The following is a 17,928-nucleotide window of genomic DNA, read 5'->3' on the forward strand; positions in this document are numbered from 1 at the left end:
AACCGAAACCCCCGAATAACCCCAATCCTGGACATCCACCTATTCCGCCAAAGAGTGGATGTCCAGGATTTCCTGCTTGACTTGTTTTGGTGCCCGAGTAAAATTAGAGCTTCGATGCACAATTAGGGGGGCCAAATAATGGTAGGCGAGGGAAAGGCAGGGAGCGGAGAAGGAAGGGAATTGACTCCGGCGATGGAGGATTACCTCGAGGCCATCTACTGCATCGGGCAGGGGAAGCGGGTGGTGCGGGTCAAAAACATCGCCAGCCGGATCGGGGTCAAGATGCCGACCGTCACCAGCATGCTCAAATCGCTCAACCAGAAGGGTTTCGTGGATTACGAGAAGCACGAATACCTGGAGTTAACCCCGGAAGGGGAGAAGGTCGGGCGGGAGATCAACCAGCGCCACCAGGTCCTACTCTCTTTTCTGATCGATATCCTGGGGATCGATCCGGAGGTGGCGGACGGGGAGGCCTGCAGGATCGAGCACGGAATCGGGGCGGAGACCATGGAGCGCCTGGTCCGGTTCATCGACTTCATCGAAAACTGTCCGAGGACGGGGCGCGATTGGGTCGAGGCTTTCGGCGCCTACCGGGAAGGGGCGGCCCGGGGATGCTCCGCTCACCTCAAGGATTGCATCGAGGAGATGCAGCGGAAGCGGGAGCGGCTGGACGCCGGAGAGGAGGGGGACGGTGACGCTCAGTAGAGTGGATTCCGGAGAAGTCACCCTGAAGGCCATCCGCGGAGGGCGGGGCCTCAGGGCCAGGCTCTACAGTTTCGGCCTGACGCCGGGAGCGCGGTTTTCGGTGCTGCGCCGGGAAGGCTGCGGCCGGCTCATGATCCGGGTCAGGGACAGCGTCTTCGCCCTGGGACAGGGCATGGCGGAAAAGATGGTCGTGGAGTGAGGGCCGTGGGTGGCGGAGCGCGCAGGTTCCCGCGCCTGATGATGTGCATCCTCTTGTCCCCCGTTTTTGCCGCCGCGGACTCCGGGGACCTGGATGCTGCGGAGGCCGGGTTTTTCGGATATCTCAGGGATCGCGTCGAGCATGAGGGGTTGATCGAGTTCGGAGCCCTGCACCGAACGGACGATTCAGGTGACGCGGACTCCGATCGGGCTTCGGAGTTCAACCTCACCACGGCCGAACTCGCCCTGGGGATGAAGTTCCGCCCCTGGATCCGGGGGGATGTCACCTTCCTGTACGAAAACGCTCTTGGATGCAGGGACCGGAACGGGGCGGTGGACGCGGCTTCGATCACCCTTCAGGACCGGGAAAAATTTCCGCTCTCCCTTTCCATCGGAAGGCTTTACGTGCCATTCGGGGCCGTGCTCACCCGCCTGCCCGACGATCCCGCAGTGGATCAACCGATGACGCTCCTGTTTGGCGAGACCCGGGAAGAGGCGGTGGTCGTCGCGCTCGGCCACGACGATTTTGTCCTGTCCGGCTACCTGTTCGAAGGGGACATCCGGAGGGCCTCCGGGTCCAGCGCCTCCTTCGGGCTGGACGGGCGCTACGCCCTTCCGGAGTCGGGCCCGGTGGACCTGCTGCTGGGGTTCTCCTACATCTCCAACATCTCCTCGAGCAACTGTCTCGCGGAGGCCGTCGGTGACAGCGCGGGGGCGATGATGGAGGACTATGTGGGAGGGATCGGCGCCTACGCCGAGTTCGGGTTCGCCGGATTTTTCGCCTCCGGGGAGTACCTGACGGCGCTCGGCCGCTTCCGGCCCGAAGACCTTGCGCGTGCCGACGGCGGTGGGGCAAGGCCATCGGTCTGGAATGTCGAGGCGGGATACTACTGGCGGCGGGGCCTGGAAGTGGTGTTGAAGGTCTCCGGGTCGGGGGAAACCGAAAGGATCGGGCTGGCCCGCAGGCGCCTCGGGTTTGGGCTGAACCAGGAGATCTGCCGGCGGGTGACCGCCTCCTTCGCCCTGCTCGGCGACCGCTTCCACCCCGGGGACGTCGACGGGAAAGACCGGGGGGTCGCCGTCCTCGGTCAGGTCGCAGTCCGTTTCTAGGTCGGGTATAAAAAGGGGGACGGGATGGGAAGGATCCTGCTGCGGCGGATGAAGGAGAACCAGTCGGGCGTCATCACCGCGGTCCGGGTGAAGGGGGAGCTGGGGCGGCGGATCCGGGACATGGGACTGGTCCCGGGGACGGCGGTGAAGGTCTGCGGGCGCGCTCCCCTTTACGATCCCGTAGCCCTGAAGGTGCGGGGCTTCACCCTCTCGCTGCGTAACAACGAGGCCGACCACATCGAAGTGGAGGTGGGGTAGGTGAAGGCGACCATCGCCCTGGCGGGCAACCCCAACTCGGGCAAAACGACCCTTTTCAACGCGCTGACCGGCGCACGCCAGCACGTGGGGAACTACCCCGGGGTGACCGTCGAGACCAAGGAGGGGGTCTGCGCCAGCGGGGGAGACGAACTGCGTATCGTGGACCTCCCCGGGACCTACTCGCTGACGGCCTATTCCCTCGAGGAGATCGTCACCCGCGATTTCCTGACCGGCCGTAAGCCCGACGTGGTCGTGGACGTCGTGGATGCCTCTAACCTGGAGCGGAACCTCTACCTGACGGTGCAATTCCTCGAAATGGGGCTGCCCCTCGTCCTCTGCCTCAACATGGTCGATGCGGCCCGCAACCGCGGGATCGACGTGGACGCGCACAGGCTCTCCGAACTGCTGGGGGTCGAGGTGGTTCCGGCCGTGGCCCGCACCGGGAAAGGGAAGGAGGAACTGCTGGGCGCCGCCGTCCGCAAGGTGCGCGCCAGCTCCGCCCGCGAGCCCCTCGTCATCTCCTACGGCAACGACCTGGACGAGGCGCTCGGGGACATGGAGGCGCTGATCCGTTCGCGCGCCTTCCTACCGGGGGCCGGCCCGGCGCGCTGGGTGGCGCTGAAGTTCCTCGAGGAGGACGCCGAGATCCTGAAGCAGGGGGAAGCGAGCGACCCCGCCGCGGCGGCATTGCTGCGGGAGACGGCCGCCCGGGTGGCGACCCACCTGGCCCGCACGCTCGACATCGAGCCCGAGGCGCTGATTTCGGACCAGCGCTACGGTTACATCCACGCCCTGCTCCGCGAGGGCGTCGTGCGGCGTCAGCATGAGGAGAACCGGATGTACGTCTCCGACCGGATCGACCGTTTCCTGACCCACCGACTGCTGGGCCCGCTGGTCATGCTGGCGGTGGTGATGGGGCTCTACCGCTTCATGTTCACCTACAGCGAGCGGCCGGTGGAATGGGTGGAAGCGATCTTCGCCTGGCTCGGCCGCCTGGCCTCGGCGCATCTTCCCGCGGGGATGCTCCGCTCGCTCGTGGTCTCGGGCGTTATCGACGGGGTGGGAGGAGTGCTGAGCTTCGTTCCCCTGATCCTGCTCATGTTCTTCGGCATCGCCCTGCTCGAGGACTCGGGGTACCTGGCCCGGGTGGCCTACATGCTGGACCGCGTGTTCCGCATCTTCGGATTGCATGGGAATTCGGTCATGGCCTTCATCGTGGCCGGGGGGATCGCCGGGGGGTGCGCCGTCCCCGGGGTGATGGCGGCCCGCACCCTGCGCTCGCCGCGGGAGCGGCTGGCCACGCTGCTGACGGTCCCCTTCATGAACTGCGGCGCGAAGCTCCCGGTCTTCGCCGTGCTGATCGCGGCTTTTTTCGCCGAGGCCAGGGAGACGGTCATGCTGACGATCACCCTGATCTCCTGGGCGGGAGCGCTCCTGGCCGCAAAACTGCTGCGCTCGACCGTCATCCGGGGCCCGGCCACCCCCTTCGTCATGGAACTCCCCCCCTACCGGGTCCCGACCCTGAGGGGACTGCTGATCCACACCTGGGAGCGGACGTGGCAGTACATCAAGAAGGCGGGCACGGTGATCCTCGCCATCGCCATCGTCCTCTGGGCCATGATGACGTTCCCCGCGCTTTCGGATTCGCACTACGAAAGGTTCGAGAGGGAACGGGCGGTCATTCCCGCTTCGGCTTCCACGGAGAGGGCGGGAGAACTCGAGGCGGTCGGCCGGGCCGAGGCGGAGGCCGCGCTCAGGTATTCGGTGGCCGGCCGCATCGGCGGCGCCCTCGAGCGGGTCACGCGCTGGGCGGGGTTCGACTGGCGCACCAACATCGCGCTCCTGGGGGGATTCGGCGCCAAGGAGGTGGTGGTGTCGACCCTGGGGACCGCCTACTCCCTCGGGGAGGTGGACCCGGCAGAGAGCGGGGGGCTGGCCGAAAGGCTGGCGGCCAACCCGGAATGGAACCGCGCGGTCGCCTGGAGCCTCATCATCTTCACCATATTTTATGCCCCCTGCTCCGTCACCGTGGTCTGCATCGTCCGGGAGGCCGGGTCGTGGAAATGGGGCGCCTTCTCGGTCCTCTTCAACACCGCCGTCGCCTTTGCGCTGGCCGTCCTCGTGTATCAGGCCGGCGTGGCCCTGGGAGCCGGATGATGGAAATCTTTCTCGTCGTGCTCATTGTCGCCCTGGCCGCGGGCTGGCTTTTCCGGAGGATCCGTCGCAGCGTCCGGCACCCGGTCTGCAGCGGATGCGGCGGATGCTCCCGGGCCGGGAGCCGGTCTGCGCCCGTCCGCCCCCCCGCGGGCCGATCCCATACGCGGCCCGAGGCCCTGGAGCCACCGGCGGACGGTAAAGATTTGCCGTCGCGGAAGGAAATGTCCTACAATGGCGGCCAATGAGAATTCAAATCATTCAGCCCGCGCATTACCGGTCCCCGTCGGACCGGACGCTGCACCGCACCCGGAAAAGGAGCGTGGTCAACCTGACCCTCCCCTACCTGGCGGCCCTGACGCCGCGGGAGTGGGACGTCACCCTGATCGACGAGCAGCTCGACGAGGTCGACTTCGCCGCCGCCGTCGACCTGGTGGCCCTCTCCTGTTGGACCATGAACTCGCTCCGGGCCTATGAAATCGCCGACCGGTTCCGGGAGCGGGGGGTCCCCGTGATCATGGGGGGGCCCCATACCTTCTTCCACGCCGAGGAGGCCCTCGGGCACTGCGACGCCGTCGGGCTGGGGGAAGGGGAGTCGATCTGGCCCCGCATGCTGGCCGACGCCGCGGCCGGGACTCTCGGGCGGGTCTACCGCGCCGAGTCCTACCACGACCTTGCCCGTCTGCCGCTCCCGCGCTACGAACTGATCGACCTCAAGCGCTACGACCTGCTCAAGACCTATTCGGTGCAGTCCTCCCGGGGATGCCCCTTCCGGTGCGAGTTCTGTTCCGAGCGGATGTACCTTGGGGAGCGCTACCGCACCCGGCCCGCCGGCGAGGTCGTCGAGGAGATCCGCCACACGCGGTCGAAGGACATCCTCTTCGCCGACAGCAACTTCGCCGGCGATTTGCCCCACGCGATGGAGCTGATGGAGGCCCTCATCCCCCTGAAGCTCCGCTGGTCCGCCCTCTGGAGCGCCCACCTTTGCCGAAACGACGCCTTCATGGACCTGGCCCGGCGGAGCGGGCTGCTGCACCTGAATATCGGGATGGAGAGCATCGACCCGGAAACGCTCGCCTCGATGAACAAGAAGGCAAACAAGGTAGAGGAGTACGAGCGGATCCTGGAAGGCCTGCGCAGGCGGGGCATCAGCTATTCGCTCAATTTCATCTTCGGCTGGGACACCGAAACGGAGGCCGTATTCGACGCCACGCTCCGTTTTCTGATGGACCACAAGGTCCCGGCCGCCTACTTCAACATCCTGACCCCTGACAAGGGGACCCCCCTTTACGACCGCATGCTCGAGGAAGGGCGCATCCTGGATGTCGACGCCCTGGGGCGGTGGCCGGGGGACCGGTGCCTGATCCGGCCGAAGCATTTCACCCCCGAGGGGCTGGAGCAGGGGGTTCGGGACATGTACGTCAGGTTTTACACCTACGGCTCGATGCTGCGCCGCCTCCCCCCGCCCGTCACCGCGCGCAACATCGCCTCCTGGGTCATCAATTTCTCGCAGCGGAAGATGGCGCGGGCCGAAGGGATGGAGTCGTTCGACGATTTCTGACCCGCCGGCCGGTTCAGAAAAAGCGCAGGGTGTAGGTGGCCTTCACGCTGCGCCCCATTTCGGGTGCGAGGTCCTTGATGAAGGAAAGGTGGTTGCGGTAGAGACGGTCGGCCGCGTTGGAGACGGTGAGCGACAGGATGTGCATCCGGCGGGACCGCACCAGCGTGAACGATCCCGCCAGGTTGACGACCGTGTGGCCCGCCGTGCGGGTCTCGCCCGGGGCGAGGCGCTCCTGGGCGGCCGCCATGACGATTTCGGGTTTGAAGGCGAGGGCGCGCCAGCGCGCGTCGATGCCCAGCTTCCCCCGGAGCGGGGGGATCCGGGGGAGCGGGGCGCCGGAGCCTGCCAGCCCTGCCTCGACGACGTCGAGGGCGCCCGTCAGCCATACCCCCCGCCGCAGCGCCGCGCCAAGCGCCGCTTCACCCCCGATGAAACGGGCGTCCTGCTGGGCGAACCGAGCCTCCCGCAGCCCGTGGACCCGGTTGCCGGTGAAATCGAGATAGACGAAATCGCCGAGGCGGTAGTAGTAGAAATCGGCGCGGAGCTCCAGCCGGGGACTTTCGCGCCTCAGCGACAGGTCGATCCCGTCGGATCGCTCCCGCTTCAGGTTCATGTCCCCGGTTTCATAGGCGAGGTTGCCGATGTGGGGGCCGTGGTTGTAGAGCTCCTCGATCGCGGGCGCCCTGAAGGAATGGGTGTAGTGCGCCACGGCGGCCACGTTTTCGCCCAGGGGCAGGCGGATGCCGGCGGCTCCCGAAAAGCCGGTGAAGGACCGGCCCGCAAGCCCGGAGGGGGAATAACCGGTGTGCTCCATCCTGCCGCCGAACTGCAGCCGGGCGGCGCCGAGATCCATCTCCTGCAGGGTGAAGAGGGCAAAGGTCGTCCCCCTGGCGGGGGGGGAGAGCGCCTCCTCCCCCTCCGCCCGGTAGTCACGGTGGGAGAACTGCAGCCCCGAGGTTCCTTCCATGCGCCCCGCGCGGCGCTGGGTGAAGGCGGCGCGGAGGTTGAACAGCCTGTTGTCGAAGGAGGTGGCCACGCTTCCACCTTCCAGTTCCTTGTGCTTCCAGCGGCTCAGGCCGGCGGCGACCTTGACCTCCTCCAGGAAGGATCCCCGGAGGCGGGTCCCCGCGTTCATACGGACGTTGTGCCAGGAGAAGGTTTCATCCACTTCGGGGACGTCCCCCTCCAGATGGGGGAGCACCTCCTCCTCCCCCTCTGCTTCCTCCCCCTCTTCGTGGTGATGATGGAAGATCCCCGCATAGGGGATCCCGAGGCGCCCCCGGTTGGAGGCGTAACTCAGGTTGAAGAAGGGGCCGTCGGAATACCACCCCAGACCGGCGCTCCCCGCACTCGCGCGGGTCCTGGAATTGTCCACCCTCCCCTCGGGGCTTTCGTAATCGCCCGCGACCTGACGTGAACCGTTCCCCCAGACCAGCCAGTTTCCGTGGCCGTACTCGGCCCCGGCGTGCCCGGCGGCGGCGTGGGAGTTCCCGGCGCCCGACGCCGTCAGGTGGCCCCGGAACCCGGGGTGGGGGTGCTCGTGGAGCAGGTGGTGGGCCGTCACCATGTTCACCACCCCTCCAATGGCGTTGCTTCCGTAAAGGAGGGTGGAGGGGCCCTTGACCACCTCGACCCGGTCCAGGTTCGGCGCATCCACCGGTTCGGCGTGTTCGCCCGACTGCGAGGAAAGGGTCCCGGTCGGGAGGCCGTCGTTCAGGACCAGGACCCGGTCGCCGTCGAACCCGCGCACGACGGGACGCGAGCTGCCCGGGCCGAAACTGCGCTTGTGGACGCCCGGTTCCCCCGCGATCGTGTCCCCCAGGCCGAAAGCCCCCTGCTCGGCCAGGCGCAGGGAATGAACCGTCGTGACCGACTGAAGGGCGTCGAAGGCGGTCTCCTCCCTCCCCGTCGCCGTCACCGTGACCTCGTGCCGCACCGGGGAAAGGACGAGGGCGAAATCAGCCCGCGCGCTCTCCCCCGCCTCGACGCGGATCTTTTTCACCTGCCCTGTCAACGCGTGCATGTGGCTCACGACATCGTATTCGCCCGGGGGGAGGTCGGAGAAGCGGTAGCGCCCCCCGGCATCCGTCATCGCGGTCCGGCCGAGTTGGATGAGGGTCACGGAGGCCGAGGGAATCGGCCGGCCGTTCTGCCCGAGGGTGACCATTCCCTCGAGGACGGCCGATCCGGCCGGCGCGACCCGGGGGGGCAGAAGCGCCCAGAAGACGATGAATACAAGGATTTTCGACAGGTTCATGGCTCCGCTATCCGCCTGCTCCGGGAAGAGATGGTCCGTATCCCGCTAAATCATCAAGAGATAATATAAAGCAGGCGTCATTGCAAGGGAGGGCGGCCCAGAAAGGCCGGGCGCGGGTTTTTCAGCAAAGTTTTGGAACCCGCGGACGATGAGGGCGTAGAAGCATGAGTAAGCGCGACCAAGATAGATTCCTGCGTCACACAGTTGTCACCTCGAACCCTTCATAAGGGCGGCCCGAAAGGCCGCCCTTAGCGCATATAGGCGGGCGCGATCACCATCCCCCCCACGTAGATCACCCAGGGAAGGATCACGGCCAGGGCCGCATGGGCCCTCGGCAGGCCGGGGCAGACCCGGACCAGTCCCGCGACCAGCAGCGCCAGTCCCAGAAAGGTGATGGCGTCCAGGGAGGAGAGCGTTTTCTGCACCGCCGGCGAGGAGGCGCGGAAGAAGAACGCCGGGTTGGTCGCCAGGGGATTGCCGATGTCGAACCGGCCCGTGTCCGCGATCCAGGTGATCGCCAACGCCTTCATCCCCTCCCGGATCCCGACCGTCAGCAGCCAGACGTGCGCCACCACGGCCAGGACCCTTTTCCACGGGATGTCGCGCCCGAAAAGAACCAGGATCAGCCAGAAGACCGCGGCCGTGCTGAAGGCGGTCAGGAACGGGCCGGCGAAGGCCGTTGCCGCCTGGAAGGCAAGGATCCGGGCCTGGTGCTCGAGCACGCTTTCCCGCAGCCCCTCGGCATCGAGAAGGGAGCCGCCGGCCGCGGCGGAGTCGACGAGGCGCATCAGCCCGACCCGCCGCAGGACGTAAAGGTTCGAGGCCGCCGCGGCCGCCGCCGCGGCCAGAAGGGGGAGGAGCCACCGGGGACGGTGCCGGAGGGAGTCCAGGGTGTCGAGCGGGTGCGCGAAAATGGACCAGCAGGATCGGGTCCCGGGTCCAGTCGGTGTTTCGGGCATGATCGGTTCTCCTCCTGGGTTGGTTTCGGGGATCGAATCGGACCCTCGGCGCGGAATCAGATCCAGGAGAGTTCCCGCTCCCCCGGCCCCCCCGCGACTTCCCACAGCGCCGATTCCAGTTCCGGGGGGGGAGGGGGCACTCTCCCCGCACCGGCGGGGGCGAGTCCGATTTCGCGCTGCAGCAGACCCTGGTGGAGGATCCCCACCCGGTCGCACAGCCGCTCCATGCGCCCCATGTCGTGGGACGACAGGATGAGGGTGCGCCCGCCGGAAGCCATGCGCCGGAACAGGCCGAGCAGGCGGAAGACGGCCGCCGGGTCGAGGCCCAGGAAGGGCTCATCCAACAGGCAGACCTCCGGGGCGTGGATCAGGGCGCAGCCGAGGGCGATCTTCTGCTTCATTCCGAGCGAATACCGGCCGATGTACCGGTCCGCGGCGGCGTCGATCTCCAGCATCTCCAGGAGTTCGCCGGTGCGCCGGGCGACTTCGGAACGGTCCAGCCGGTGCAGCCGCCCGCAGGCGGTCAGGATCTCGCGCCCGGTCAGGTAGTCGAGCAGCGGGAACTGGGGCGAGGCGAAGCCCGTCAGCGCCGCCGTCCTGCCGTCCCCGGGCAGGACTTCCACCCCGCCGATCCACGCCCTCCCCGAGGAGGGGCGGACGAGGCCCGCCAGGAGGGCGAGCGTCGTCGTCTTGCCCGCTCCGTTGGGACCGATCAGGCCGTAGATCTCCCCTCTGCGGATGTCCAGCGTGAGCCTCCCCAGGGCTTGCGTTTTCCCGTAGGTCTTGCCGAGGTCGACGGTCTTCACGATCATGTCCATAGTCAGAACCATGCGAGTCTTTTCAGAAAGTTATCGACGTCCCCCGCCAGGGCGCGGCGGACCCAGCCCCTGAGGAGGGCGGCGCGCACGGCGGCCAGGCCGAGCGGCGGCGCCGCCCAGATCGCCGCGCCGGGAAGAGGGGGAAGGGCCCGCGCGGCCAGGGAGGAAGCCGCGAGAAAGAGGAGCAGGAAACCGAGCTGAAGCAACCCTACCACCAACGCCCCGATCGTGGCCCCCCCGTCGAACTGGGAAGTCCGGTCGATCGATTCGGGACGGCGGACCGTGAAATACCAGCCGCAGATCTCGCCGAAGAGGATGCCCGATAGCGCGTAGCTCAGAATCCGGACCCAGTCCGACGGCCCTATCCCCGCGCCCCCCTTCAGCGCCCCGGCCGCGAAGAGGCAGGCGATCATCCCCCCCTGGAGGAAGTCGAGACTCAGGCTCCGGGCGCCGAGCGCCCGCTCCGCCCCAACCGGGAAGCGGTAGTGGATCCAGGCGCCGTCGCGGTCGATCCCGAAGAGATTTGCCCGGAGGTAGGAGTGGAAAAAGAGGTTGAGGAAGGTGAAGGAGAAGAAGTAGCCCGCATCCAGCGACCCGGTGAACCAGGTCCAGCAGAAGCTGAAACCGCCCCCCCAGGCGGCCAGCATCAGGGCGCCCCGGTAGCGGAGCCAGCCGGAGACTCCGATCCAGAAGAGCGGCCCGGGCCAGGCCGGGTGGGGGAGCGGCGCGCGCTCCCCGGCGGCATGGGCGCGGGGGAGGGCGCTGTAGTGCAGCCGGCGCTCGACCAGGAAATCCGCACCTCCCAGCAGCGCGACCCAGACAAGCATCAGCGCCGGCGGGAGGACGGAATCGGGGGAGGCGAGGGTCCGGCCGAACAGGCGCCCCGGGTGGGGCGGAAAGGACCCGGGCGCCAGGTGTTCTCCGAGGATGGCCGCGGCCGCGAGGGACAGGGTGACGGCGGCGGCCGCCCGTTCCCCGTGCCGCAGGGCGCCGAAGCGACCGGTGGTGTTGCGCAGGAGCGACGCCCCCAGGCGGACCGAGGCGACGAACAGCAGGTACCCCGCCGCCGCCGTCGCCGCGGCCAGGGCGGGGTTGGGCGCGCGCGCGGTCCGCCGCAGGGCCAGGCCGAGGCCGGCGAGGATGGGGAGGCTCAGAAAGCCGAGCGCGAAGGTATGGACATAGAGGTCGCCGAAGCGGCGGGCGGGGAAGACGCGCAGGCGGTCCCGGCCGACGCGCCAGGAAAAATCGCGGCCGGTCACGGCCCCGAGAAGAAGCCACGAAGTCCAGGCCGCCGCGGTCAGCTCCTCCCAGCGTGCGGGGGGGAGGGGGCGCAGCGGGAGGAGCGCGCCGGCGCTCCAGGCGAGCAGGCCGAGGGCGGACCCCGCGCTCAGCCAGCCCATCCAGCCGCGGCCATGCCGCAGCCGGCGCCCCCTCTCCTTGAGCAACAGCAGAGTCATCCCATGCATGGTCCGATGTCCTCCGGGCCGGCCGCCCGCGCGGTGCGTCCGGCCTTCCCGCTCCCGGCCCGGGACCGTCGGGGGTCCCGGGCCGGGAGCGGGAGTTCGTACGTGATCAGCAGGCCATGACGTCTATGACCTTCGCGGCGATGCCCACTCCGGCGCACCAGACACAGCCCGCCAGGGTGGCGATGCCCATGCCGACGGCGAATCCGTCGAGAAAGCCGTTGCACACCGTCAGGCCTCCCACGGCGGCGTCGGCCGCCATGTCTCCAGGCCCAACGGGGCCGAGGCCCTGGGCCAGGGTCGCGGTCAGGCAGAGTACGACGATCAAGAGCACGGATACCTGTTTCCTTTCCATTTCGGGTCCTCCTGCAGTTTTAGCGATTAGGGGTGAAGATGGTGCCCGGCCAGGTCGTACAGGGCCCAGAGGGCGGCGGCGACGCCGCCCAGGCGGAGGACGATCTTCCAGAGTTCACGGTCCCGGGCGGGAGAGAGGGTTCTCATGGCTCCCCCCCCTCAGCAGTTTTCAAGTGTCGGCAGCATGTACCATGCCGCCACGCCGCAGATGACGCCGCAGGGGGTCGCCGCCCCGAGCAACAGGGCGCCGAACAATCCCCAGCGTTCTCCGCAGCCGCCGCCCAGGGCCGCCTCCTCGTCCCCCGGGCCGAGCTGCCCGGCCGGGAGATCGGCCGGGACGCCGCCGGCGCTCAGGGCCAGCAGCAGGGTCAGCAGAAGCGCGGTCGTGACCTGTTTCCATTTCATGGATTCTTTCCTTTCATCAGCCCGTCGGGCCGAACATGAACGGTTTTCATTGTCTCCGCTCCCCTGTGCGGGGCGGGAGCCCAGGCCGGATCGAAGATGAGGGTTTCCCCGGACCAGATCCTGCGGAATGCGTGAACCGGCCAACGTAATCTGCCCAACGCCGGGTCGTCCACCTCCAGAACCTGCGGCGCCGAAAAGCGCCGGATGACTACAAAATGGCTTCTGCGGACATAGGCGATCGCAGGGAGCGGGACATCCGCAAGGTCCTCCGGTGCCAGGACCCAGGAGCGGCCGGGAAGGCCGCTCCCGGCGGCGGCCGCCCGCAGGCGGCCGAGGGAGGTGCCCCGTCCGGTGAGCCCTGCCTCCGCCGAGAGCGCCGGGAGGGGGCGCTCGATGCCGTGGGCGTCGAGCACCATCTTCAGGGCCGCCGGCCCGCAGTCGTTGCGCCGCGTCTGCATCACCGCGGCGTCGGCGGCCACCAGGGTCGCCCCCGCGCTCCAGGCCCGCACCCGCTTCACGAGGTCGGGCCGCCCGAGGAGACGGGACGAGGCCGCCGGCAGGCCCGCGACCGCCGCAAGCGCCGCAAGCGCGATACAGGCCGAACAGCGTTTTTTCGCGCTCACCGTTTTCACGGGCGCCGCCCCTTCTCAGGGGGCGCTGCGCCCGACGCGAAGCGCTCGAGCCTCGCGCGCACGAACTCCCGGCTGCGCCGTCCCGTGATCCCGCTTACCAGGACCCCCCTCTCGTCCACGAAGAGAAGGGTCGGCAGAGCGACGAAGGCGCGTGCAAAATCGCCATGGCGGTCCCAGCAGGCGTCCAGGCCCCAGGGGGCGCCGTCAGCGGCGCGCGCTTCCTCTTTCCCGCTTCGGACGAGGACCAGCCGGAGTCCCGGGGGAAGCGGGTCGAGCGCGGGCATCATCTCCCGGCACACGCGGCAGGATGGGGAATGAAACACGATCACCGAGCGTTTTCCCCGGATGATGTCCGCCATCTCCACGTCCGTCCCGCCCCGGTCGACGACCAGGGGAGGGAGGGGCCGGTCGAGGCGCACCGGGGGACGGCGGACGGCCGACCGGATCTCGCCCTGGAGCAGGTATCCGGCGGCGATGATGCCCGCAGCCAGGATCGACCCCGCCAGGAGGCGCCGCATCCGCGGCGCTCCTTGTGCCATGGCCGAACCCCCCGATCGCGCACTCTTCATTTTTTCGACACCCCGGGTCCGGGCCTCTGTGTGCCCGGTTCCGGGGATAATGTTTCCGGCGGGACCGGGATATTTCACATCACCGTTCATTTGTGGAATAATCGCCCCGAGAAAGGGGGCGACATGGTCGCCACGCTGCGCATTTCCTCGAGGGACATGGTTGCCCTGAAGGTGAGGGCCGGGGGGCGGCCCGGGGCGGAGCTTCCTGCTCGCCTTTACCAGATACTCCCTGCCGAGGGGCTGGCGCTGCTGGCCACCCTCCCCGCCGGAGCGGCGGCAGTGTCGATCCCCGCGGGACGCGGATACCCGATCCTCGGGGCTCCCGAAGCGGTTCCTGATGGGGGGGTGATCGTCTATGTCCGGAAGCCCAACCGGCGCTACGAGGCCGAGTCCGTGCTGTTTGACGGGGGGACGTTCGACCTCGGGTATTTCGTCGATGTCGCGCGCCGGCGGCTGGAGGAAACCGAAGGGATGCCGGTCCCCGTTTCCGGGAGATATGTCCGGTTTCGGCCCTCGCGCGGGGAGTGGGACGGCATCCTGCGGGATGGCGGTTACGCGGTGCCGGGCGGCACGGTGGCGGGGCCCGACCCGGGGGGCGGGAGCGGGATCGAGCTCCGGGTCCCGGTCTGGCGCGGAAGCCGTCCCGGGGCGCGGGATGAGCTGCCGGTCTTCTCCCGGGTGGAAGTGAAGGATGCGGCCGAAGGGGGCGCCTGGATCGGTTTCGATGCCTGGCGCCGCGCCCGGGCCTCGAGGGCCCGGCTGCCCGAGACCATGGTTCCCCGATTCGCGCGATGGGTCGAACGGCTCGCGGCCGAAGCGGGGGTGCGCTCCTGGCATTTCCGGCGGGGAATGCTTTTTGGAGAATGCGCCGAGTGGTGGGGGGAGTGTTCGCGGCGCCGGACGGCGCACGAGGGGATCGATTTCGCCGAAGGGGACACCGGCTCCGGGCTGCGTCCGATCCCGGAGGGGCTCCCGGTCCACCCCCTGGCGGAAGGGGAGACGATCGCCTTCCTCGACGACTTCCTGGGGACGACGGTCGTGGTGCGCCACCCCGACAGCGTGCGGGAAAACGGGGAGGTCTTTCATACCCTGCTGAGCCACCTCGATGCCGGGGAGGCCCGGCCGGGCCGGGTGGATGAAGAGCGGGTGGTCGGGCGGGTGGGCCGGTCGAAAGGGGCCGGGGCTCCCGCGCACCTGCACCTGGCCGGGGCCTGGATCCCGCGGACGCTCGATCCCGCAGCGATCACGATCGATGACATCCACCCCGGTTTCGCCCCGATCGTGCTCGCCGATTTCAACCCGCTCGTGCGCCGTCACCCGCTGTGCCGGGCGCAGGAGGGGCTGGCACGGGGTTAGCCTCCCGGGGCGGACGGGGTCAGGGGGCGGCCTGCGGAGCGGTTTCCATCGATCGGGCGGAGCGTGATTCCTTCCGGGCGGCGCCGCTGTAGCAGAGGCCGGCCGACAGGTCGTAGATGAAGTGGGCGGCGACGGCGGCGTACAGCCCTCCCGAGACATGGACCAGGAGATGGAAGCCGAACCCGATGACGAAGATCGTGCCGGTGCTGATCCACCCCTGCACGAGGTGGTTGAGGGCGAACACGAGGGAAGCGAGAACGGCCGAGATCCAGTAGTCTCCCGTCAGCCGCTGGAGAAGGCCCCAGAGAACGGCCCGGTACAGCACCTCCTCCGCCACGGCCACGATCATGCAGATGAAGACCCAGACGACCCGCTGCCGGGCCGTTTCGGGCAGGATGGAGTAGAACCGCATCCTCCAGCCGGCCGACCGGTGCCGCACCATCCACCGCAGGAGCCCCAGCGAGAGGGCCAGCAGGGCCAGGGTGCCCAGCACGGTGGCCGCGTCGAGGCGGAAGGAGCCGAAGAGCGGCTGCAGGCGGTTGTCCAGCGCCACCCAGAGGGCGAAGGCCGCCTGCAGGAGGGTGAGGGAGATGCCGACCCGGTATCTTTTCGCCTTGGGGACTTCGATCGGCGCGCCGAGGGGGTTCTTGCGCAGGGAGAGCCAGCTGCGCAGCGGCAGGAGCACGCCGACGGCGAGGAGGAGCAGGTATCCGGGCAGGCTGACGGTCATTGGGAGTAGCGGGCGAACAGGGCCAGGAACAGGGCCGCGAAAAAGGCGAAGACGACGACCAGGACGCCGATGAGGGCCAGGATCCCCGCGTAGCGCCAGAAGGACCGCTGCTGTTTCAGGGCGTTTTCAAGGATTTCGGTCGTTCCGTGGTCCGCGAGCGAACGCAGGGCCCCGCCATACCGGAAGAGGAAAATCCCCGCCGGGACGTAGAGCGCCCCGACCAGGATGTACAGGAGGCCGGACACCACGCCGAATGCCCGGCCGAACATGGGATGGAGCCCCTGCGACTCCGGGATGTGTCCGAGGAGGCCGATGGCGATCAGGGCCAGGCCCGCGAGCGCCGAGAGGCACGCTCCCGCAAAACAGAAGATGGAGAGGAACCGGGCCCAGGGCCTGGTCTGGTCGAGGTATTTCTGGCCGATGGGGGTCAGAAGAATGATCGGTCCCACGATCGCGTCGCCTGGGGCCTCATAAGAATCTTCCGCCATGGTCTTCTCCACTGCCCGCCCGGGCGCCCGTTGATTCGGGCTGCATTGTGAAAAACGATGCGCGAATTCCCGGCCCATTGTACCCAAAAGGGCGCGCGGAATACAAAAACAAATTTCCTGGGTCCCGGACCCGCGGCGGGTGTCATTTTCCGCCGGATGCGGCATAATGTTTCCTTTTTCGGGTATAATCGGCAGGTACCGGATCGATCGTCAGGGTGAGGAGGGGACATGGGGAGAATGCGCATCGGGGTTCTGACCGGCGGAGGGGATGTCCCGGGACTGAACTCGGCCATCAAGGGGATTGTGGAAGCGGGGGTCGACAAGGGGTACGAGGTCATAGGGATCCGCCGCGGATGGGAGGGGCTGACCCACGTGAACCTGGAGGACCCGGGAAGCCGCGCCCGCTACATCCTCCCCCTCGACCGGAACAACACCCGGACCATCGACCGGACGGGGGGGACCTTCCTGCACACCAGCCGGACCAACCCGAAGAGGATGAAGGCGGTCCCCGAGCACCTGGACGCGGGGTATTTCCCCAGCGAGGAGTCCTCGGGCGCCACGACCTGGGACCTGACCGAGCGGGTGCTGCGCAACCTCGAGCACCTCGGGATGGACGCCCTGGTCGCGATCGGGGGGGACGACACGCTGAGCTACGCGTCCGTGCTCCACCAGGAGGGGGTGCGCGTCGTCGCCATCCCCAAGACGATGGACAACGATGTCCGCAACACCGAGTACTGCATCGGGTTCTCCACGGCCATCACCCGGGCGGTGGACTCCATCCAGCGGCAGCGGTCCACGATCGGGTCGCACGAGCGGATCGGCATCTTCAGGATCTTCGGGCGCGACGCGGGGTACACGGCGCTCTACACCGCCTACGTGACCGGTATCCGGTGCGGCATCCCCGAACACCGGTTCGACCTGGAGCGGATGATGGGTCTCCTGATGAAGGACCGGCGGGAGAACCCCAGCAATTACGCCCTCGTGGTCCTTTCCGAGGGGTGCACCTGGTCGGGGTACGAAATGCGTGAATACGGGGAGCCCGACGCCTACGGGCATCGCAAGAAGGCCAATGTCGCCGAGGCCCTGGGCGTGGAGATCCGCAACCGGACCGGGCTGGAAATCGTGATCAGCGACCTGACCTACGACCTGCGCAGCGGGGAGGCCGATTTCATAGACAAGATGGTGGCGGTGACCTTCGCCCACATGGCGGTCGAGAGCGTCGAGAAGGGGGAATCGGGGCTGATGACGGCCATCGACAACGGGCGCTACCGCATGGTGCCGATCCCCGACCCGGGGCAGGGGCCGCGGCAGGTGGAGGTCGCGGCCCTGTACAACACCGACCAGTGCCGCCCCCGCTACTCGCAGAAGGCGGGCAAGCCGGTCTTCCTCTGCCTCGCCTGCGGGCCGGAGTGAGGGGGTGGCTACAGGTTCACGATGACCGGGAGGTCCTCGGTCAGGGCGCGCCACCGGATTTCCAGGAAACGGTCGCCGTCCGGTCCGCCGTAGCCGTTCTCGGCCAGCTTCCCGGAGAGGTAGAGCCCGACCAGGGCCTCCTCGGATGCATCCGCCGGTTCGGGCCGGATCGCCCCGTTCCGGCGGAGGACGTCCACCAGGTCGATGAAGCCGTTTTCCAGTTCCGCGCGGTCGGCCAGGGTTCCTTCCGAAGCGAGGATGAGGCCCCCTGCCATGGCCTCGGTTACCAGCTCGGCGATGGATACGGCCGTCCCGGTTTTCAGCCGGCGGTTCATGAGTTCGCTGAGGTTGGTATAATTGGCGATGCCCATAATGTTCCTGATGGAATGAATCAATGAGAGTCCGGTCCGGCGGGGCGCCTGCCGCCCGGCGCCGGAACGGTCCAAGGAGACGGCTCGATGGGAATCTGCAGCAGATGCCGCAAAGAAACTTCGGATG

General features: G+C 68.1%; 20 protein-coding genes. 9 read left to right on the forward strand and 11 right to left on the reverse strand.

Features of this window, described 5'->3' with window-relative positions; translation table 11 throughout:
• Window positions 1–180 precede the first annotated feature (180 nt).
• The 7 genes from GXY47_13725 to GXY47_13755 are packed head-to-tail and all read left to right on the forward strand — an operon-like array spanning window position 181 to window position 5,986.
• On the forward strand, window positions 181–705 hold the full coding sequence (locus tag GXY47_13725; protein NLV32200.1) for a metal-dependent transcriptional regulator: 525 nt from the start codon (window positions 181–183) through the stop codon (window positions 703–705).
• Window positions 692–904 (forward strand): ferrous iron transport protein A, encoded by a 213-nt coding sequence (locus GXY47_13730; protein ID NLV32201.1) that lies wholly within the window; start codon window positions 692–694, stop codon window positions 902–904. Before GXY47_13725 ends, GXY47_13730 begins: the two co-directional genes overlap by 14 nt.
• Before the next feature lie 5 nt (window positions 905–909).
• Window positions 910–2,013: an LbtU family siderophore porin gene (locus GXY47_13735; GenBank protein ID NLV32202.1), complete on the forward strand. Its 1,104-nt coding sequence runs from the start codon at window positions 910–912 to the stop codon at window positions 2,011–2,013.
• A gap of 24 nt (window positions 2,014–2,037) precedes the next feature.
• Entirely contained in the window at window positions 2,038–2,271 is a 234-nt protein-coding gene (locus tag GXY47_13740; protein ID NLV32203.1) for a ferrous iron transport protein A, read from the forward strand.
• Window positions 2,272–4,428 (forward strand): ferrous iron transport protein B, encoded by a 2,157-nt coding sequence (gene feoB / locus GXY47_13745; protein ID NLV32204.1) that lies wholly within the window; start codon window positions 2,272–2,274, stop codon window positions 4,426–4,428. It begins immediately after the preceding gene.
• Window positions 4,425–4,673 carry a FeoB-associated Cys-rich membrane protein gene (locus GXY47_13750; GenBank protein NLV32205.1) on the forward strand — a complete coding sequence of 83 codons (249 nt, stop codon included), beginning with the start codon at window positions 4,425–4,427 and terminating at the stop codon, window positions 4,671–4,673. Before feoB ends, GXY47_13750 begins: the two co-directional genes overlap by 4 nt.
• Entirely contained in the window at window positions 4,670–5,986 is a 1,317-nt protein-coding gene (locus tag GXY47_13755; GenBank protein NLV32206.1) for a radical SAM protein, read from the forward strand. The genes GXY47_13750 and GXY47_13755 overlap by 4 nt, the downstream gene beginning before the upstream one ends.
• 13 nt (window positions 5,987–5,999) lie before the next feature.
• Here the strand turns inward: GXY47_13755 and GXY47_13760 are convergent, their stop codons facing one another.
• From GXY47_13760 to GXY47_13795, 8 genes are all read right to left on the reverse strand, one after another.
• Window positions 6,000–8,243, reverse strand: coding sequence for a TonB-dependent receptor (locus tag GXY47_13760; protein ID NLV32207.1), 2,244 nt, complete (start codon window positions 8,241–8,243; stop codon window positions 6,000–6,002).
• Between the two features lie 248 nt (window positions 8,244–8,491).
• On the reverse strand, window positions 8,492–9,202 hold the full coding sequence (locus tag GXY47_13765) for a hypothetical protein (protein ID NLV32208.1): 711 nt from the start codon (window positions 9,200–9,202) through the stop codon (window positions 8,492–8,494).
• A gap of 56 nt (window positions 9,203–9,258) precedes the next feature.
• Entirely contained in the window at window positions 9,259–10,032 is a 774-nt protein-coding gene (locus tag GXY47_13770) for an ABC transporter ATP-binding protein (GenBank protein NLV32209.1), read from the reverse strand.
• Complete coding sequence (locus GXY47_13775) at window positions 10,023–11,486, reverse strand: hypothetical protein (GenBank protein NLV32210.1); 1,464 nt, start codon at window positions 11,484–11,486, stop codon at window positions 10,023–10,025. Before GXY47_13775 ends, GXY47_13770 begins: the two co-directional genes overlap by 10 nt.
• A 106-nt stretch (window positions 11,487–11,592) precedes the next feature.
• Window positions 11,593–11,811, reverse strand: a complete 219-nt coding sequence (locus tag GXY47_13780) for a hypothetical protein (GenBank protein NLV32211.1) — start codon at window positions 11,809–11,811, stop codon at window positions 11,593–11,595.
• A 185-nt stretch (window positions 11,812–11,996) separates the two neighbouring features.
• Window positions 11,997–12,242, reverse strand: a complete 246-nt coding sequence (locus GXY47_13785) for a hypothetical protein (protein NLV32212.1) — start codon at window positions 12,240–12,242, stop codon at window positions 11,997–11,999.
• Window positions 12,239–12,874, reverse strand: a complete 636-nt coding sequence (locus tag GXY47_13790; protein ID NLV32213.1) for a hypothetical protein — start codon at window positions 12,872–12,874, stop codon at window positions 12,239–12,241. Before GXY47_13790 ends, GXY47_13785 begins: the two co-directional genes overlap by 4 nt.
• Window positions 12,871–13,413, reverse strand: coding sequence for a hypothetical protein (locus GXY47_13795; protein NLV32214.1), 543 nt, complete (start codon window positions 13,411–13,413; stop codon window positions 12,871–12,873). The genes GXY47_13790 and GXY47_13795 overlap by 4 nt, the downstream gene beginning before the upstream one ends.
• Before the next feature lie 153 nt (window positions 13,414–13,566).
• On the opposite strand from GXY47_13795, the gene GXY47_13800 reads away from it, so the two are divergent.
• The gene (locus GXY47_13800) at window positions 13,567–14,799 is read left to right on the forward strand and encodes a M23 family metallopeptidase (GenBank protein ID NLV32215.1); all 1,233 of its coding nucleotides are present in this window, start codon (window positions 13,567–13,569) and stop codon (window positions 14,797–14,799) included.
• A 19-nt stretch (window positions 14,800–14,818) separates the two neighbouring features.
• Here GXY47_13800 and GXY47_13805 read toward each other — a convergent pair whose 3' ends face one another.
• Both GXY47_13805 and GXY47_13810 read right to left on the reverse strand, forming a co-directional pair.
• Entirely contained in the window at window positions 14,819–15,529 is a 711-nt protein-coding gene (locus GXY47_13805) for a CPBP family intramembrane metalloprotease (GenBank protein NLV32216.1), read from the reverse strand.
• Entirely contained in the window at window positions 15,526–16,017 is a 492-nt protein-coding gene (locus tag GXY47_13810) for a hypothetical protein (protein NLV32217.1), read from the reverse strand. Before GXY47_13810 ends, GXY47_13805 begins: the two co-directional genes overlap by 4 nt.
• A gap of 228 nt (window positions 16,018–16,245) precedes the next feature.
• Between GXY47_13810 and GXY47_13815 the strand changes: the two genes are divergently transcribed.
• Window positions 16,246–17,430, forward strand: coding sequence for a 6-phosphofructokinase (locus GXY47_13815; protein ID NLV32218.1), 1,185 nt, complete (start codon window positions 16,246–16,248; stop codon window positions 17,428–17,430).
• Window positions 17,431–17,438: 8 nt separating this feature from the next.
• Here the strand turns inward: GXY47_13815 and GXY47_13820 are convergent, their stop codons facing one another.
• Complete coding sequence (locus GXY47_13820; protein ID NLV32219.1) at window positions 17,439–17,801, reverse strand: hypothetical protein; 363 nt, start codon at window positions 17,799–17,801, stop codon at window positions 17,439–17,441.
• Window positions 17,802–17,928 lie beyond the last annotated feature (127 nt).

It is taken from the genome of Acidobacteriota bacterium (genome assembly GCA_012729555.1).
Classification (GTDB): Bacteria; Acidobacteriota; UBA6911; order UBA6911; family UBA6911; genus UBA6911.

Coding starts and splice junctions, on each gene's coding strand:
- GXY47_13750 (NLV32205.1), top strand. CDS start 4,425: ATGATGGAAATCTTTCTCGTCGTGCTCATTGTCGCCCTGGCCGCGGGC.
- GXY47_13785 (NLV32212.1), bottom strand. CDS start 12,242: ATGAAATGGAAACAGGTCACGACCGCGCTTCTGCTGACCCTGCTGCTG.
- GXY47_13820 (NLV32219.1), bottom strand. CDS start 17,801: ATGGGCATCGCCAATTATACCAACCTCAGCGAACTCATGAACCGCCGG.
- GXY47_13775 (NLV32210.1), bottom strand. CDS start 11,486: ATGCATGGGATGACTCTGCTGTTGCTCAAGGAGAGGGGGCGCCGGCTG.
- GXY47_13760 (NLV32207.1), bottom strand. CDS start 8,243: ATGAACCTGTCGAAAATCCTTGTATTCATCGTCTTCTGGGCGCTTCTG.
- GXY47_13795 (NLV32214.1), bottom strand. CDS start 13,413: ATGGCACAAGGAGCGCCGCGGATGCGGCGCCTCCTGGCGGGGTCGATC.
- GXY47_13800 (NLV32215.1), top strand. CDS start 13,567: ATGGTCGCCACGCTGCGCATTTCCTCGAGGGACATGGTTGCCCTGAAG.
- GXY47_13770 (NLV32209.1), bottom strand. CDS start 10,032: ATGGTTCTGACTATGGACATGATCGTGAAGACCGTCGACCTCGGCAAG.
- GXY47_13810 (NLV32217.1), bottom strand. CDS start 16,017: ATGGCGGAAGATTCTTATGAGGCCCCAGGCGACGCGATCGTGGGACCG.
- GXY47_13765 (NLV32208.1), bottom strand. CDS start 9,202: ATGCCCGAAACACCGACTGGACCCGGGACCCGATCCTGCTGGTCCATT.
- GXY47_13805 (NLV32216.1), bottom strand. CDS start 15,529: ATGACCGTCAGCCTGCCCGGATACCTGCTCCTCCTCGCCGTCGGCGTG.
- GXY47_13740 (NLV32203.1), top strand. CDS start 2,038: ATGGGAAGGATCCTGCTGCGGCGGATGAAGGAGAACCAGTCGGGCGTC.
- GXY47_13755 (NLV32206.1), top strand. CDS start 4,670: ATGAGAATTCAAATCATTCAGCCCGCGCATTACCGGTCCCCGTCGGAC.
- GXY47_13815 (NLV32218.1), top strand. CDS start 16,246: ATGGGGAGAATGCGCATCGGGGTTCTGACCGGCGGAGGGGATGTCCCG.